We start from the raw sequence: 14,992 nt of genomic DNA, 5'->3' as shown, positions 1-14,992 counted from the left end.
GAATCGTGTTCTGGCAGGAACATCTTGATTCTACAAGAGGAAACCACTCGCCATCTTCTTTTTCAGGTCGGCCTCATGAATAAGCCGGGTTCATAACCGCCATCACGCCATTGATCAGATTGGCGATGAAAGCACCAGTACCGGGCTTGGCAGTACCACTGTCGACAGCAGCAAGCCCGGACGGCAATACGTAAACGATTACTACAATAGTTACGACTGTAGTACTAACCCGGCAATCTAACAGGTTGCCAAAAAACGCCCAGCATGTTCCATGGTTACGGGACCTGAGGCACACATGAAAAACTGCCGGGTTAACATAAATGCCTGCTAACTTACCTGTTCTCCAGGTGCGGTCTCAACATTTCAACATCTGTATGCACATATTCCAGCGTCGTTTTTACACTAGAATGCCCCAGAAGGGCTTTAGTGATATGAAGATTTCTATCAGGCTCCCTCATTAACTCAGTCCCAAGAGTATGCCGAAATCGATGTGGGGTAATTCGGCAACCACAGGCCTCTGATAGCAAGTCGAAGAACCGCTCAACTTGCCAGGTGTTCATTTTTTCAGATCGGTGCCTTTCGCTAAAACGGTTAACATTGAATAGCTGCTCTCCTCTCTCGAATCCCATCACTCTAGCCGAGTTCATAAGCATTTTTAAATGCGGCTCTAATGCAGTCGAGATAGGTATCGTATGCTCCACCCTGTTCTTTGCCCCTTCAGATGAGGCCACGATATATCTATCCCTAACATTCACATCCCCAGGAGTAAGATAAAGAAGCTGCCTAAGCCGCATTCCTGTGTGATAGAAAGTCTCAAAAACAACCCTCCAAAACCATGCCGGATGTATCCTTTCTGGCTTAGCCTTAACCTGCTCTAACTTCTCCGAAAGCATCAAGCACTCCCTGGCCAGCTTTATTTGCCCCTTGGTAAGCACTTTCTTTTTCTTTTTATAAACAGAAACACTAACCCCGGAAAATGGGTTTTTCATGATAGGGAGGTAGCCGTGATCTATCCCATGCTTATAGATTGCCCTCAAGTGCCTCACATAGTTATTCCAAGTTATCTCAGATATCCTCCTCTCAAAAACATTACCTATGGAGTGCTCCCTCCACTCCAAAACATGGTCACGGGTGACTTCACAAGCAAGAACATCATCACCCATGTAAGACTTAAAAATACCTAACCTGCTTGCATATGTTTTCTGAGTTGCCGGACGAAGCCAGCGATCCTTAAGAAAAACTGCCAAAAGCTCATCCAAGCTCAAAGCGCTCATAGCTTGTCCTCAGAGTCAAAAAAAGTAAGGGTTGTCTGAATTGTGAGTCTCCAGACTCACTGGCATAGTCATGAATCATCCCTGCTATCAGCCAGACTGCCCTAAAAACCGCCGGAACAGCTTCACTGGCAAGCTATAGGGAATACGACTCCTCTCCGTCAGCCAGCGCTCAGAAAAACAGGATTGCAACAAGTCATCAAAGGTAAATGTTTTCATTCTTCAGGCTTCCCATCAATCAGGTTAATAAAGGGGTTATCAAAAACCTCCTTACCCTCCTCCATCAGGTCATCCTTACCCACAAGATACCCAGACAGGGTGCTCGACTTTTTGTTTGGACCGACCACCTTCACCTTGTGAAAACTTCCGCCATCCTTGTTCTTCTTGTGAAGCTTCAGCTTCTGGAATGAATCCTGAACTGCTTTCCACTCATTCTCTTCTCCGCTCACTTCCTGGCAGTAGCGCTTGAACACCCTGGGGCTCACAATAAACAGTTTCCCGTCTACTGCATGCACCAAGGCCTTCGAGTCGTTCATTAATATCGTGTGGGTTTTCAGCCCGCCCCGCAGCCAGGCGAGAAAGTCTTCCCCGGATGATGACTGTCCAAGCGATGCCTGCTCCGCAAGTTTCTCGGCACCCTCATCAGGATTACGACTTGGCTGCCGCTCCATACCTGACGCTGCTTTCTCATTGCCACCTGTGGCGATATCAAGAATGGAGGCTTCCAGATCATCCCGAGTGTGCTCAGTTCTATTTGAATCAGCCATCTCACCTGTTGTCTCCGCAGGCGCAGGCACCTCATCTGACTCCGGCTCTGGAAGTTCCTGCCTATTCGCCCGGCCACTTTCACAACCTTCAATGGCCTCGACGTTTCCCGAGAAAATCTCCGGCTCTTCATCACCATCCCATACTAGAGACTTGTGAACCTTGAGCATGGAAAGATCGGTTTGCCACTCCCCCATCTCGACCCTGCACTTCCAGACCGATCGCCCCTCCGGGTTCTCCATGATCAGGCCATGGGACTGCATTTCGTCATAGAGGCGAGACTCATTGGATGGCACACCCTCGATGCCATGGGAAAGGAGGTAGCTCTTGATCTCTCTTGGCACCAGCGGCGTCACCAGCCACAGTGCCTCGGAGGTAACGAAACCCTGCGCCCCCTTTTCATTGAGCCGGATCTTTTCTTTCACGACGTGGCGAATGGCACCTTTCAGCTTGCTCTGCAGGGAGTCCTTGGGGGCTTTCTCAATGTTGGACACCTTGCCGCCCAGCGACTTGGCGACACTGGCCCTGTCAGCCTGACTGACGATTTCACCGATAACCCCGGAGCGCTCCGAGTGGCCACTGATAGCATACATCAGCAGACCAAACAGCTCCGGCTGGCTTCTCAACCACTCGAGCCCGGCATTGCCAATCACTTCCTTGCACAAGAGAGGGTTGGCCACAGCGTGAAGGAAGTAGTCGCGACCTTTGATATAGCGAACGCGATACTGATCGGGAATGATCCCCTCCCATAGGCACCACCTACGCCCGGATTTCAGGCGTATGTCGACGTCGACGATGACCTTGGCGATATCGTGTAGCAGGCAGGCATAGATGACCGCCACGCTCCACAGCTCCCCGGTAGAGGACTGCCGTTCTGGGGACTCCTTCGGCGGGAGCAGGTGCTGTCGTCGGAGCCTGAGACCAAACACGCAGGTCTCGAGACCGTGATCCAGCATGCCGCCTGGGTAGCTATGGTGATGGGATTCCGAGGCCGGCAGCAGTTGGACACGCTCGGCGTAACGCTGTAGAGGTTCCTTGACGTAGGCCTCGAACACCGGCGCCGTCAGCGAGGTGCTTTCCTGTATTGCCCGGAGCAACTGCTGCCGATAGGGTGTGGCCAGCAGCTCAGCACCGGTGCGCGGGCTCTCCCAGCCGGTATCATCCTGAACGCTATCGGTGCCGGTCGTATTACGGCGCCCGCGTAGTAGTTTACGAATCAGCAATTTTCGCTCCTCTGGATGCAATCCGTGCATCACAGCGGTGGACCCTGATGGGCACCAGCAGAAACGTTAAATGCGATGAGAGGCGTTTTACCCCAGAGCACTCCTTGCTCCGGTGCAATTGCTATGGGGTGCAACCCAAGCGAGAATGATTTTACTTATCAGGCAAGTTACATAACTAAGAAAATAACAATATACTTAATAAGATATATCTTAATTTTTTGTCGTCCATATCTTACAACCAAGGTCTAAAATCTACAGGCATCCGTCCGGTGAACGTGAAGAAAAGCCCCCTCCGAAGAGGGGGCCTAGGTTGGATATCGGTCAGGTGACCAGCTGCCTGGCCAGGGCCATCTCGACAGAATCACCATCCGTATTGAGGGCATCCAGGCCCGACTCGGGCACGTCTCCCGACGTGCTTTGGGCCACGGCGATCTTCTTGGCCATCAGCGACAGGCAGGCGATCTGTGACGATCCGGCATAGCCGAGGTAGAGCACCTTCACCGGCTGCCGCTGGCCGATCCGCCAGGAGCGGCGGGCGGCCTGCTGCAGGGTGTAGACGTTCCAGCCCGTCTGCATGAAGACGATGGTGGGGAAGTCCAGCAGGTCGAGCCCGGTCTTCACCAGGTCCGGATTGGTGATCAGCACGTCGATACCCCGATCGACTTGATCGGCAATCCAGTCCTCTCGCCGCTGGGTCTCCACGCTGGAACGCAGCACCACGACCTTGAAGCCGGCCTGGGTGAGCACCGCCTTGAGTCGGCTGCTGGTATCGCGCTTGCCGGTGTAGGTCGTGTAGACCAGCACCTTGCGCCCCTCCGCCTTCTCTCGCCGGCATATCTCCACCAGCTCCCGCTCCTTGGGCATCGGCTGCTGCTCGCCATAGAGGCTCTTCACGAACGCCAGCAGGCTGCCCGAGCGCGGATGCTTAACCGTTTCCGGTCGGAAGCAGCAGTCCGGCCAGGCCAGCAGCGCATTGAGCACCACGCCCAGCAGGGTGGTGTCCTTGCGTGCCAGGGCCTGTCTGAGCTCGGCGGTCAGTTGACCCTCGAGCCGCCGGTAGGCAAAGGCCTGCTCGTCGTCCATCGGCACCTCGATGAAGTCTTCATCGTAGGGCGGCAGCACGTTGCCACCGATGTCCCTGAGCTTGAGGAAGACGGTGAAGGGCAGCACGTAGCGCATGATCCCCTTCGGGCCGAAGCCCGGGGCCTTGACGGTGCGCACCGACAGCTTCTTGCCTCGTGCTGTCTTGTGCGCGTCGCCGTCGCGCTCGGTGTAGATGTCCTTCAACACCCCGTGGTCACGCAGAAACGACATGGCCGCAGGCCCCATCGATCCGCGCCCGTTGGGGCGATACCCGTCCTCGAGCATCTTCGGCGTGAGGATGCGGAACAGCAGGTGGAACAGGTCATCGGCGTAGCCGCCCATCAGGGTGCCGGTCAGCAGCAGCGACTTACGCGCCTTGGCTGCCAGCACGCCCATGGCCTGGCCCTGGGCCGACCCGGCGTTCTTGTACTCATGCCCCTCGTCCACGATCAGCAGATCGAAGGTGTGATCCGGCAGCTGGCGTTTGATGAACTCGGTCGGCTGATAGCCTCCTTCGCCGAAGCCGAACTCCATCGTGGCCATGGCCCGCTCCATGCGGGCCGCCTGCCGGTCGGAGAACACCAGCTCCCCGTTCTCATCCATGAGGTTGATGAACTCGTGGAGGTTGTCACCCAGCAGCGTGGCCAGGAACTCCTCGCCGAACTGCTGCACCAGACGCTCTGACGAGACCTTGCCGATGGTAGGCAGCTTGCGCAGCGCCTTGAGCACCAGGCCCCGCTGCAGGCTGCCCGTCGCCCGCTGTGGCCGCATCAGCGTCCAGAGAGGGCTGTGACAGTGCCGGCACTTGTGGCGCCGCTCCTCACGGAGAAACTGCGACAGCGATACCGCTTCGTTGTCGCTGTCGATCACCGTGCCACCGCACTGGGGACAGGCCGCCAGCTCGCCGCCCGGCACGCGCTTGCGCACCGCGGCGGGTCGCCAGTGGAAGCCCATGCGCATGCGCACACGCCCCAGGATGAAGAACTCCGGCCGCCCATCGGACGGCTGGCCCAGGGCCTCACGGAGCTTGAGCAGCTTGACCAGGGTGTCCGGGCCGTTCAGCACCCAGACCCTGGCCTGATCGACGGTCTCCAGAATCTCCCGCCGCCACTTGTAGACCAAGTGGGGCGGCGCGATCACCAGGAAGCGCCGATAGCCCTCGCCGTGACAGACCGCCGCGGTGGCGATGGCCATCATGGTCTTGCCGGTGCCCATCTCGGCGTTGATGATGCCCGCCGGCTCGTGCCGGTCGAGCAGAAGCGCCGAGATGGCCTGGACCACCTCGGCCTGCTCGGGGAAAGGCGCTCGCTTGAGGGCCGCCATCACGGCCTGGCGACGAGGGTTGGCCTCGCCGTCATAGACCGGGGGATGGGAGCGGTTGAGCGAGGCCAAAAGGCCATCGCCAAACTCCTCCACAAAGGCGTTGAGGTCCACCTGAGGCCCGAAGGCCTCGCTAGACAGCGCCATGCCAGCACGCGCCGGCAGCTGAGTGATGTCGTTCATGTCCGTCTCCTTGTGCACAAGAAAACGGCGGACACTCCCCTCCCCTGGCGGGTTGGAAAGGCCCGCCGTGGGGAATGGCGCCCGGGGCGCCGGTCAGTAGTCGTCTGGCAGCAGCAGCGTGGTAGCGCTGCGATCCGCCTCGGTGATGATCCAGACGGTGAGCAACTCACCGATCCGGTAGGACGAGAGCAGCCTGTCACCGTGAACCAGGGCCTGCTCATTGCTCTGGCGGTCCTCCTCAGGCACGTCACCCCAGTCGCCGGTGACGTGTCGTCGGAGCAGCGCCATGGGCGAGACCTCGCCCCGCTCCACCATCTCGTTCACGGCCCGAGTCATCACCACACGCCCTACATCGAAGCGGCGTGGATCCGGCCTCGCGGCACGTTCGGCGACCCGGTTGAGCGGCTCAGGAGCATCGCCTGCCTCAGCATCGGCCGTCTGATCATCCTCTTCCGGCTCGCCATCATTGGCCGCCGGCGTCGAGGTAATGGTCAGCAGCTGCCCACAGCGAGGCGAGTCTGGCGTCATCTCCCAGGCGCGGATCACCGGCACAAAGCGGTCGGTGAGCACGCGGGTCTCGGTGATGGAGCCATCCTCCCGCTCGGTGAACTCGGTCTTGGCGACCTTATCCTTGTGGGTGTTGCCCTTGACCACCAGGCAGCGCCCGTTGGGCGCGGTGACCACGCCGGAGATCGCCCCGGCCGCCAGCGACAGGGCCAGATGCCAGGAGGAGAGTCGACGCACCGGAGGACGCGGCGCCTGGCCGGTCTTCCCGAACACGCTGCCCACCTCGGGCCAGAGCCCCTTCAGCCGCCCGACCTCATCGGCCAGCTGCTCGGCATCGAGCGACACGCGGTAGAAGTGGCGCAGCTCGCCCTGAGCCGCCGGCACCGCGTAGGGCTCGAAGGGCCACACCTCCGGGATCACCTCGGGTATGACCTCCTTGCTTCCCACGCGCAGCAGCTGGGCGCGCATCGCCTTGGCCTCCTGGCTGCGCTCCGCCTCACGGCGTCGCACCCGGCGGCCCAGGATCACCACCTGCTGAAAGTCATTCACGGCGGCGCGGAAGACCCTCAGCTCGGTGAAGTGGTTGACCAGCCAGCCGGTCAGCTCCTTGTCCAGGGCGTAGTCGGGAACGATCAACACCATCACACCCCCGACCTGCAGGGTGCCAACGGTGCGCTGGTAGAACAGCTTCTCCAGGCGCCTGCGCCCCTTGCCCTGATAGCTCTCGTAACCGGCGTGGTCGGCCAGCAGGTCGCCATAGGGCGGGTTGAGCCACAGGCAGCCCATGCTGCGCGGTGAGATCACCGTGTCCATCAGGTCGCCCTGCAGGCCTCTATCCACCAGGCCATGCATCGAGGCGGCCCGCTCGGCGTGATACTCCACCCCGCAGGCCTGAACACGCTCGCGCCCCAGATGGTGCGCAAGCTCGGCGATGGCGGCCCCCTCCCCCGCACAGGGGTCGAGCACGCGCATCCGGCCGGCGCTTGCCGGGCTCAGCGCCTGAAGCACCCGCTCCAGCGACGCCTCATCCGTGGGGAAGTAGCCATTCCTGGCGAAGTTGCGCGCGATGCGCTGAAACATCAGTGCCATGCGACACCTCCTGTCGATTGGGTGTAGTAGGCGCGGCCAGAATGGCCGCACCAGGGTGGAGCGAGCGCTCAGGGCTCGGGGGTAAGCACGCCGGCGCGGATCATGCCGCTGAGGCGCAGGGCCAGGTCGTTCTCATCGAGTGAGATCGCCCAGGCCTGAATCGGCCCCTGTGAGAACGAGGCCGGCAGTACCGCCTGCTGGGCATGCAGCAGCGTCATCACCGGCGCCTGCCAGTGATCCAGCAGGGGCAGCGGGCAGAGCTCCCGCACGCGAGGCCATAGCTGGTCATCCACCGGGCAGGCACCCTCCTCGTCGTCGAGCAGGGCGATGCTGTGCAGGTTGGCGCGATCCGGCGAGATGCAGCGCTGATCGAAGAGCCACACGTGCACCAGGGTGCCGAAACGCGTCTGGCGCAGCCGGGCGGAGCGCCGGGAGTAGCGGTCCATGTCGCCAAAGACCATGGCGTGGCGAGTGTCGCCCTGGCAGAGATGCAGGGTATCCAGGCCATTGTCTGCCGTTGGCAGCGTCAGCCTGGCCAGCAGCTCCTGCAGCGCCGTATCCCGCCCCCACAGGGAGAGAAACAGGCACTCACGCTGCCGGCCGATACAGAACGCATCGGCGTACAGGTCCAGGCACTCATCGAGGGTGTAGAGGTCGGGCATGATGGCCTCCATCGGTTAGCGAAGATCGATGGGGACATCCCGAGCCCAGGGCATCGAGATGCCCCGGTGGGGAGTGGCTGCCTCAGGCAGCGGCTTGCCAGGTCTGAGTCGGTGCCTGGAATCGGTAGCCCAGTTCCTTCAGTCGACTCACCTGACGGCGGAACAGCGCCCGGTCCACGGTGGGATCCAGCTTGACGCTCGGCCCCAGGGGCCAGAGCAGCCCGAAGAGCTCGGCATCGGGATGGGCTTCCTGGCCAGCGGCGTGGGTATCCGGGGCTTGGTGCCCTGGCGCCTCGCTGGCTGCACCCTGAGACGGCGGAGCCGGCGCGGGCGGAGCCGGCGGCTCTCCCGGCGCAGGCGTGGATGGGGCTGGCGGCACAGAGGGCGCAGGTGCGGCCCCCTCCTCCTCCAGCGGGTCCATCTCCGCGGAGTCGAAGCGCGGGCCATGCTGGGTCACCAGCATGCCGTCCTCGGTCAGCAGCATCTCGCCGACCTTGGCACGCACCTCCACGACCAGCCGGCCACCGGAGAAGTAGCTCGCCGGACGAATCTCGAGCAGCAGAAACTCGCCCTCAAACACTCCTTCGCTGAACTGGTCCAGCTGAGGGTCCTTGATGACGAACTCGCCGATCGAGGCCGCCAGCCGGCCCACGTTGAAGGGGCCGTTTCGCCCATGAATGGTGCGGACGGTGAGCCGCCCGGGGATCTTGATCATCACCAGACTCCTGTTCGACAGGATGCAAAAAGAGCGGACGGGGCCGGCAGTGCCGGCACCCGTCCAAGGGTCTCGGGCAAGTGCCCGAGGTATCAGAGATAGCCCCGCTCTGCGAAGGAGACCGAGTCCGAACCGCCCACCACGATGTGGTCGAGCACGCGCACTTCGATCAGACCCAGCGCCTCCTGAAGGCGCTGGGTGATGCGTCGGTCCGCATCGCTCGGGTCGGGCTCTCCGCTCGGGTGGTTGTGGGTGAAGATCACCGCACCGGCGTTATGGTGCAGCGCCGCCTTCACCACCTCCCGCGGATAGACCGAGGCGGAATCGAGGGTGCCGTGGAACAGCTCGCTGAACTCGATCACGCGGTGCTGGGTGTCCAGGAAGATGGCACCAAACACCTCATGGTCGTAGCCGGCCAGCTTGAGCCACAGGAACTCACGCACCCGATTGGGCGTGGTGAGCTTCATGCCCTTGGAGACGGAGCGCTCCACCACCTGCCGCGCCGCATCGATGACGCGGTCATCGGGGGCCGCCAGGTAGTTGCCGTCGCTGTCGCGCACGAACAGCTGAGGCGCATTGGATGGGGAATAGCGAGACTCTGCCGGGAGGGCAGCTGCTGAAGTGTGTGTCATGACCAGTACCTCCGGACATGACCGGGACCGCCCCCTCCGGGAGCGATGTCCCGGTCGGGGTGGGTAGTGAGGAAGGATTACGCGGCGAAAAGCTGCGCGTGGTTCAGCTCGTCGTAACGGGCCACCAGCAGGTAGTCACCGTGCTGGCGGTCGTTTTGCACCACGAGGGCCTCGAGCTCGAGAGCCAGAGGCTGGTGAGGGTTCCCGCTGGGCGGGAGGCGATGATGCGTCAGCCGTACCGCCTGGGTCCCTGCCGGATACCCGGACAGCTGGCTGGCCAAGCTCTGCAGCAGTAGCTGGAATCGTTCGATGGGAGTGACCCCATGCTCCGAGACCACGTGCTCTGCGACGTACATGCAGTCATCCATGACCCGCTCGCTGATGCGAACCTTGCCCGCAAAACCGAAGTCACGCGCCAATAACGACATATCGTAGGATTTCATGGTGGATCTCCTGCGGTGGTGCACACAGGGGACACACCTTCCCCACCGGGGAATGTGAATCCCCTGGTGGGTGATGGCACATGAGTGCCGAGGAAGACGTGCTGCATCCAGCCCGGGCGGGTGGCCTCGTCTCGGGATGCGCGAGGCCTTGGGAGGTGGCGTACCGCCAAAGCGGCGCACCCTTGAAACGCCTGGGTGCCGGGGTGCCTCGGTTGGTGCCGGTCGAGACCACCGGGCCGCCATGGGCGACGCTTGCATAGGTAAGCTTACGTCGCCGATAGTCGCAGTCAAGCCATGGACTCGCATACTAAGTGGCCCGCTTTCGGCCGAGGCTGTGTGAAAACTCGAAAAAAACTGAGACGCGCAGCAGGCCATTGATCAGCGTGCTGGATTCCCCCGCCGTAACGGCTTCCAAGCGTCCCAGCGTCGCGATCACGCGTTGGCGCGACTTGCCGGCTTCGGCGCGGTACGACTCGACGAGCTTCACGTAGCGGCGCGGCCCGGATTCGGTGACTTTGACGAACATGCCACCACCATAGACAGCCTACTCATCTATTAGCATGGCACTACGAAAAAAAACGTGTCACTACAAGAATGTTGGCCCCGATTCGATAAGCCACTGAATTCCTGTCATGGCGGCTGGAGTCGTTGATTCTTGATTAGGCCCTTGAATCATAACCGATTTTCAGCCGCCTTTTTCATGTCCTTTCCAATATCCGGGTTAGGGTTAGGGTCAGTGGTTGATTGTTCATGCGACAGGACGAGCTGGATCAGCCGGCGTAAGCTAAACAGCTACAAATTTTAAAAACTGTCAACGATGCTTTTTCATGAAAATAGGATCGGCTGTGGCCAACCATGTTTCTCCTTGTATCTTTTCCCAAACTAATTCTTCAATGATACGGGCTACTTCCTTTGATGCACGGGATCGGATGCGCGCGGTGGGAAATGAAACATTCACGACTCTTGAAATAGCTGGGTTTGCCACACGGCAAGCTACCAAGTCCTGACAGAAGCCATCGTTAAAGGCAGCCGATGACATGATTGTGTAACCATATCCCTTGGAGACGAGGCGCTGAATTTCGCCGAAGGCATCGATTTCGATAACTACATTGATCTTTACAGCTTGCTTATTGGCTTGCTTTTCTATCAGAGTGCGGAGCCCGTGTTCTGGTCCAGGAAGAATAAGATTGATGTCACTCAGCGCAGAAAATTGAACATCCCCGCTTGAGTTCTTGTAGAAATTGAGGCTTTCTTCGTTCTTTCCGACGAGTAATAAATCTTCTCGGGCGAGAGAGGTAATCGAAACGCCTGGTGGAGCACTAGCTCCGAAGGTAATACCAACATCAAGGATGTCACCCTGAAGCCATTGGATAATGTAACCCGACATGCTTTCCACGATCCTCAACTTGACTCCTGGGATCTCTTCCATGCAACGCTCCAATATGGGTGTGGCAAAGCTGGCAATCAGGGAGGTCGGCAGGCCAAGTCGCACAAGTCCGACAGGTGACTGGCGAAAAGAGTTCATTTCTGCTTCCGCATTCTCGAGCTGCCGTATGATGATACTTGCATGTTGAAGAAGTTCCTGCCCTTCTTCGGTGATCTGGATGCCTTTGCTCGTCCTCTGAAATAGCACAACACCAAGTCTATCTTCTAGTGTTCGCATTCGCGAACTGACAGACGGCTGTGACATGTGCAGGAGTGCTGCAGCTCGAATGAAGGAACCACTTTCCGCCACAGCGACAAGACATTTGAGATCTTTGAGGTCCATTGCAACAACCTTTCTAAAACCTGAATCCGTGAAGCCGGCGCCGACACTTTCCCTATCACCGCCAGCGAGCATTTTTTGACTTCCGGCCCCATCTCCATCGCCCAACGCATGCCTACGATGGCCGCCCCTTGCTGCGAGGACCGGCGACGACGGTCCGTGTTGTCATGAATTTCTACCCGCCGAGCACGCTGATTCTGGCTGCTGGTGACCATAACCTCTGCTGGGTGGCTTTGTTCGACAGGCGATCAGCATGGCGTTCCTCGCGGATAGCGCAAGCGGCTGCGCAGAGTGGTAAACACCGTCATGCGCCCGATGTCATGCCCGACGTCGAGGATGATCTGTCGCGCCTTGTGGATCATGAGGGCCGCACGATGCACCAGCTCTTGCAACACTGTGCGTAGCCGGCGCCGCTTGGCGGGATGGCGTACCGGACTCAGCTCGCCTGTCATGCCCATCTGGCCCATCAACCAGCAACTGGCCATCGCGATCCGTGGTGCGCTCCACCAGACGCATCACGCGCTTGACGACGTATTCGCCCTTGTTGTCGTCGCGGATCGAGACGGTCTGCGTCCACAGCGCCTGGCGCTTACCGGGGCGTAGCTCCAGGCCCAGACACCACCCTTCGTTGCCCAGGTAAGCGGCAATCGGAGTGTAGCCGTCGACCTTCTGGTAGGTCCGCGAGACGCCTTCCTTCTTCGAGTTGCTGTTATCCATGACGAAGGTGTCGATGTCCAAGCAGACATGTGTCGTCTCGGCGGTGATCGGTGCCTCGACCAGTGACAGCAGGGTGGTGGACCAGCTGGCGGTGAGCGCCTGCAGGTCATTGGCGGCAAACTTCTCCAGCCACTGTCGCAGCGTCGCCGTGCTGGGCACCTTCTGCAGGGTCAGCAGCTGCTGGAAAGGCTTGTCGCGGCGGAAGTTCTCAATGGCGTTATAGTCGCTCATGCCCAGGCACAGCAGGCCCAGGTAGCTCTTGATCACGTCACTGGTGCGCATGCCGAGCGTGGTTGGGAAGCGGCTGTCGATGCTGTCGACGCCGGCGATCTCGAGGCACTGCCCGATGATCGACAGACCGGCATGGCTGGTGAGGGTGCGGCGACTGGCGCGGAACTTGACGTTGGGCATGGATGGAACTGTCTGGGTGAACGGCGATAATGGCTATATTGCCATTCGGGTCAGTGGGTTAGAAGACTTTTAGGGCGCCAGTCTCACGCATTCAGGCAAAATCAATGCTCGAATGTATTCTCCCTACTATGAGGCCTATATTGCCTCCTTTACGATGCCTGTCAAGCTTGTTGGAACACGGGATCACGCCTGAGGGGGCACTAGAAAATCCATAAGAAAACCAGAATGATATGAATGAAAAGACCTGCATGGGTCGTCATGGTGTAAGTCGCTAAATACACAACCAGGCCAAAGGTGACCCATGCAACCGGATTATTCACCAGGCAGGCGTGAAAATGAAGGTGGCGAATGATATTCTCTAAGAATCAGTCAGTTCCGGAAAGAACACGATCCCAAGAACCCGGCTTATTCATGAGGGCGCTGGTTGAGTGGATTGGCGGCCCTGGTCGCCAACACTGGACCTCAACCGCCGCATGGGCAGCGTGAGAACCTGCTGCGTATGCAAAAACAGTGCACATATTTTTGCTGCTTATAGCTTTCAGGAATGGCTTGCGGTCATCCGTGCAACCGTCATCGTCAGCCGAGGTGGGGCTGCCTTGCGCATGGATCGGTTGTGGTATCGCCGGCGAGTCAGCCCAGCGCGGTCAGCTTCGGCAGCCCCTTCAGCAAGGCGGGCCACCATTTGTCAGCCGCATCGCCCAGGTGAACGGTGATGCGCCGAGCGTGAAGCGAGAGCGTCGCCGCTACCTTGAGTACCTGCTCGCGCATCCGGCCCAGGCTCCAACCCTGCCGGGTCTGGCACACCAGCAAGCAGCGCAGGCCATGCAGGACCTGATAAGCGTAGAGGCTCAGCAGCAGGCTCACCTCGTTGCGGGCCATGACCGCCTGAACCGTGGAGACACCGCGATCCGTCGACGACAGGTGCACATCCAGCGCCGACTTCACCTCACCCATGTGGGCCTCGGCGCTCCCGCGCTTGCGATAAAGCGCCAAGACCTTCTCCGACGGCCAGTCGAACTTGCCGAGGTTGGTGACCAGGAAGAAGGCATGCAGCAGCAGGTCATCGGGGCGCTCCTGCACGACCAGCACCACGCGCCGTGGCGCTGGCCAGGAACCGGCTTGGTACTCAAGGTCATGGCACCATTCTCGAGGCTGTTCAGGAGGTCGGCCGCGGGGCCGCTTCAAGTATGGCGCCGCCAGTTTTTGAAGGCCCTTGTGGCTGCGTAACCGGCCCAGGTACTCGATGTCGTGCGCTTCCAGCGCCTCCAGCGTATCGTTGTCGGTGAAACCGGCATCGATGCGCACCCGAACCTGGGCGCCGGTGCTCTCGTTGAGCCGCTTCACCAGGTGGGGGGTCCAGGTGTCGGCATTCTCGGCCGGACCGGCGTTGCCCTCGCGCAGCAGGCCGCCCACCATGTCGCCGGTTTCGGCCAGCGAGGCGACCAGCGGCGAATAGATACGTGCGCCGTACAGGCCATGATAGGCCGAACCGCCCTGGTGGCCGTGAACCTCGATCGGCAAGCCGTCGATATCCAGCGTCAGTTGCTTGGGACGTTCGCCGTTCTTCAGCGAGGTCAGGCGCCAGATCACCAGCCGCAGCAGGCCTTCGTGCACGGCATCGATGTTGTCGTCGTGACCGAGGCAGGTTAGCAGCCTGGACAGCGTGGCTTGAGAGGGCCGCTCCTGTGCCAACGGCGTCAGTCCGCGCGCATCACTGCAGGCCAGCTGCCAGAGCGGATCACGTCGCAGCGTGTCGGTATCGCTGAGATCGATCCAGCCCATCGCCCGCTGCAGCACCAAGGTGCGTATCTGGCTGGCCAGCGAGTGGCGAATGCGCAGCAGATGGCGCGGATCGACCAGGTTGTCGTCGAGCGCCTCGATCACGCCGCTGCTGTCGAGGGCTTCGCGCAGCAGCAGCGCGCCGCTGTCGCTGGTGGTGCGCTGGCCGCTCAGCTCGACACGGACAGAGCCGTTGCAGGAGGGCGTCCAGGTGGATAGGCTTTCACCCATGGCGAGTGGTCCTCTTAAATCGTGTTCTGGCAGGAACATCCTGATTCTACAAGAGAAAACCACTCGCCATCTTCGTTTTCAGGTCGGCCTCGTGAATAAGCCGGGAAGAAACCATTCGCCATAGGTGAAACCATATCAGTTGGCGCTTTACCGCAAGCGTGGCAAGGCCGAGGCCCATATGGGCGAGCTGAAGTCG

The 14,992-nt window shown here is 60.0% G+C and carries 10 protein-coding genes and 2 pseudogenes; all 12 read right to left on the bottom strand.

Going from position 1 to position 14,992, the window contains the following annotated elements:
- Window positions 1–332: 332 nt before the first annotated feature.
- Entirely contained in the window at window positions 333–1,274 is a 942-nt protein-coding gene (locus QC821_RS19870; protein WP_309724968.1) for a tyrosine-type recombinase/integrase, read from the bottom strand.
- Between the two features lie 212 nt (window positions 1,275–1,486).
- Complete coding sequence (gene mobH, locus QC821_RS19865; RefSeq protein WP_309724966.1) at window positions 1,487–3,259, bottom strand: MobH family relaxase; 1,773 nt, start codon at window positions 3,257–3,259, stop codon at window positions 1,487–1,489.
- 321 nt (window positions 3,260–3,580) lie between these two features.
- A complete protein-coding gene (locus QC821_RS19860; protein ID WP_479691079.1) occupies window positions 3,581–5,845 on the bottom strand; it encodes an SNF2-related protein in 2,265 nt (754 codons plus the stop codon).
- A gap of 93 nt (window positions 5,846–5,938) precedes the next feature.
- A complete protein-coding gene (locus QC821_RS19850; protein WP_479691078.1) occupies window positions 5,939–7,441 on the bottom strand; it encodes a DUF6094 domain-containing protein in 1,503 nt (500 codons plus the stop codon).
- Between the two features lie 68 nt (window positions 7,442–7,509).
- Complete coding sequence (locus tag QC821_RS19845) at window positions 7,510–8,103, bottom strand: hypothetical protein (protein ID WP_309724965.1); 594 nt, start codon at window positions 8,101–8,103, stop codon at window positions 7,510–7,512.
- Between the two features lie 82 nt (window positions 8,104–8,185).
- Window positions 8,186–8,818 (bottom strand): DUF3275 family protein, encoded by a 633-nt coding sequence (locus QC821_RS19840; RefSeq protein ID WP_309724963.1) that lies wholly within the window; start codon window positions 8,816–8,818, stop codon window positions 8,186–8,188.
- A gap of 92 nt (window positions 8,819–8,910) precedes the next feature.
- Window positions 8,911–9,450 (bottom strand): RadC family protein, encoded by a 540-nt coding sequence (gene radC, locus QC821_RS19835; RefSeq protein ID WP_299311022.1) that lies wholly within the window; start codon window positions 9,448–9,450, stop codon window positions 8,911–8,913.
- A 77-nt stretch (window positions 9,451–9,527) separates the two neighbouring features.
- Window positions 9,528–9,893, bottom strand: a complete 366-nt coding sequence (locus QC821_RS19830) for a hypothetical protein (RefSeq protein ID WP_309724961.1) — start codon at window positions 9,891–9,893, stop codon at window positions 9,528–9,530.
- Window positions 9,894–10,251: 358 nt separating this feature from the next.
- A pseudogene (locus QC821_RS19825) lies at window positions 10,252–10,419 on the bottom strand (IS1634 family transposase); the annotation flags it as partial.
- Window positions 10,420–10,704: 285 nt separating this feature from the next.
- Window positions 10,705–11,733 (bottom strand): LysR family transcriptional regulator, encoded by a 1,029-nt coding sequence (locus QC821_RS19820; protein WP_309724959.1) that lies wholly within the window; start codon window positions 11,731–11,733, stop codon window positions 10,705–10,707.
- 173 nt (window positions 11,734–11,906) lie between these two features.
- Window positions 11,907–12,786, bottom strand: a pseudogene (locus QC821_RS19815) (transposase).
- Window positions 12,787–13,416: 630 nt separating this feature from the next.
- The gene (locus QC821_RS19810; protein WP_309724957.1) at window positions 13,417–14,835 is read right to left on the bottom strand and encodes an IS1380 family transposase; all 1,419 of its coding nucleotides are present in this window, start codon (window positions 14,833–14,835) and stop codon (window positions 13,417–13,419) included.
- Between the last annotated feature and the right edge of the window lie 157 nt (window positions 14,836–14,992).

Origin of the sequence: Franzmannia qiaohouensis, assembly GCF_031451695.1 — a bacterium.
GTDB lineage: Bacteria > Pseudomonadota > Gammaproteobacteria > Pseudomonadales > Halomonadaceae > Franzmannia > Franzmannia qiaohouensis.
This window is presented reverse-complemented; position numbering and strand designations above follow the sequence as displayed.

What these genes read in the sequence shown, in the direction of transcription:
- QC821_RS19870 (WP_309724968.1), bottom strand. Translation starts at nt 1,274, where the DNA reads ATGAGCGCTTTGAGCTTGGATGAGCTTTTGGCAGTTTTTCTTAAGGAT.
- QC821_RS19860 (WP_479691079.1), bottom strand. Translation starts at nt 5,845, where the DNA reads ATGAACGACATCACTCAGCTGCCGGCGCGTGCTGGCATGGCGCTGTCT.
- QC821_RS19850 (WP_479691078.1), bottom strand. Translation starts at nt 7,441, where the DNA reads ATGGCACTGATGTTTCAGCGCATCGCGCGCAACTTCGCCAGGAATGGC.
- QC821_RS19845 (WP_309724965.1), bottom strand. Translation starts at nt 8,103, where the DNA reads ATGCCCGACCTCTACACCCTCGATGAGTGCCTGGACCTGTACGCCGAT.
- QC821_RS19840 (WP_309724963.1), bottom strand. Translation starts at nt 8,818, where the DNA reads ATGATCAAGATCCCCGGGCGGCTCACCGTCCGCACCATTCATGGGCGA.
- radC (WP_299311022.1), bottom strand. Translation starts at nt 9,450, where the DNA reads ATGACACACACTTCAGCAGCTGCCCTCCCGGCAGAGTCTCGCTATTCC.
- QC821_RS19830 (WP_309724961.1), bottom strand. Translation starts at nt 9,893, where the DNA reads ATGAAATCCTACGATATGTCGTTATTGGCGCGTGACTTCGGTTTTGCG.
- QC821_RS19820 (WP_309724959.1), bottom strand. Translation starts at nt 11,733, where the DNA reads ATGCTCGCTGGCGGTGATAGGGAAAGTGTCGGCGCCGGCTTCACGGAT.
- QC821_RS19810 (WP_309724957.1), bottom strand. Translation starts at nt 14,835, where the DNA reads ATGTTCCTGCCAGAACACGATTTAAGAGGACCACTCGCCATGGGTGAA.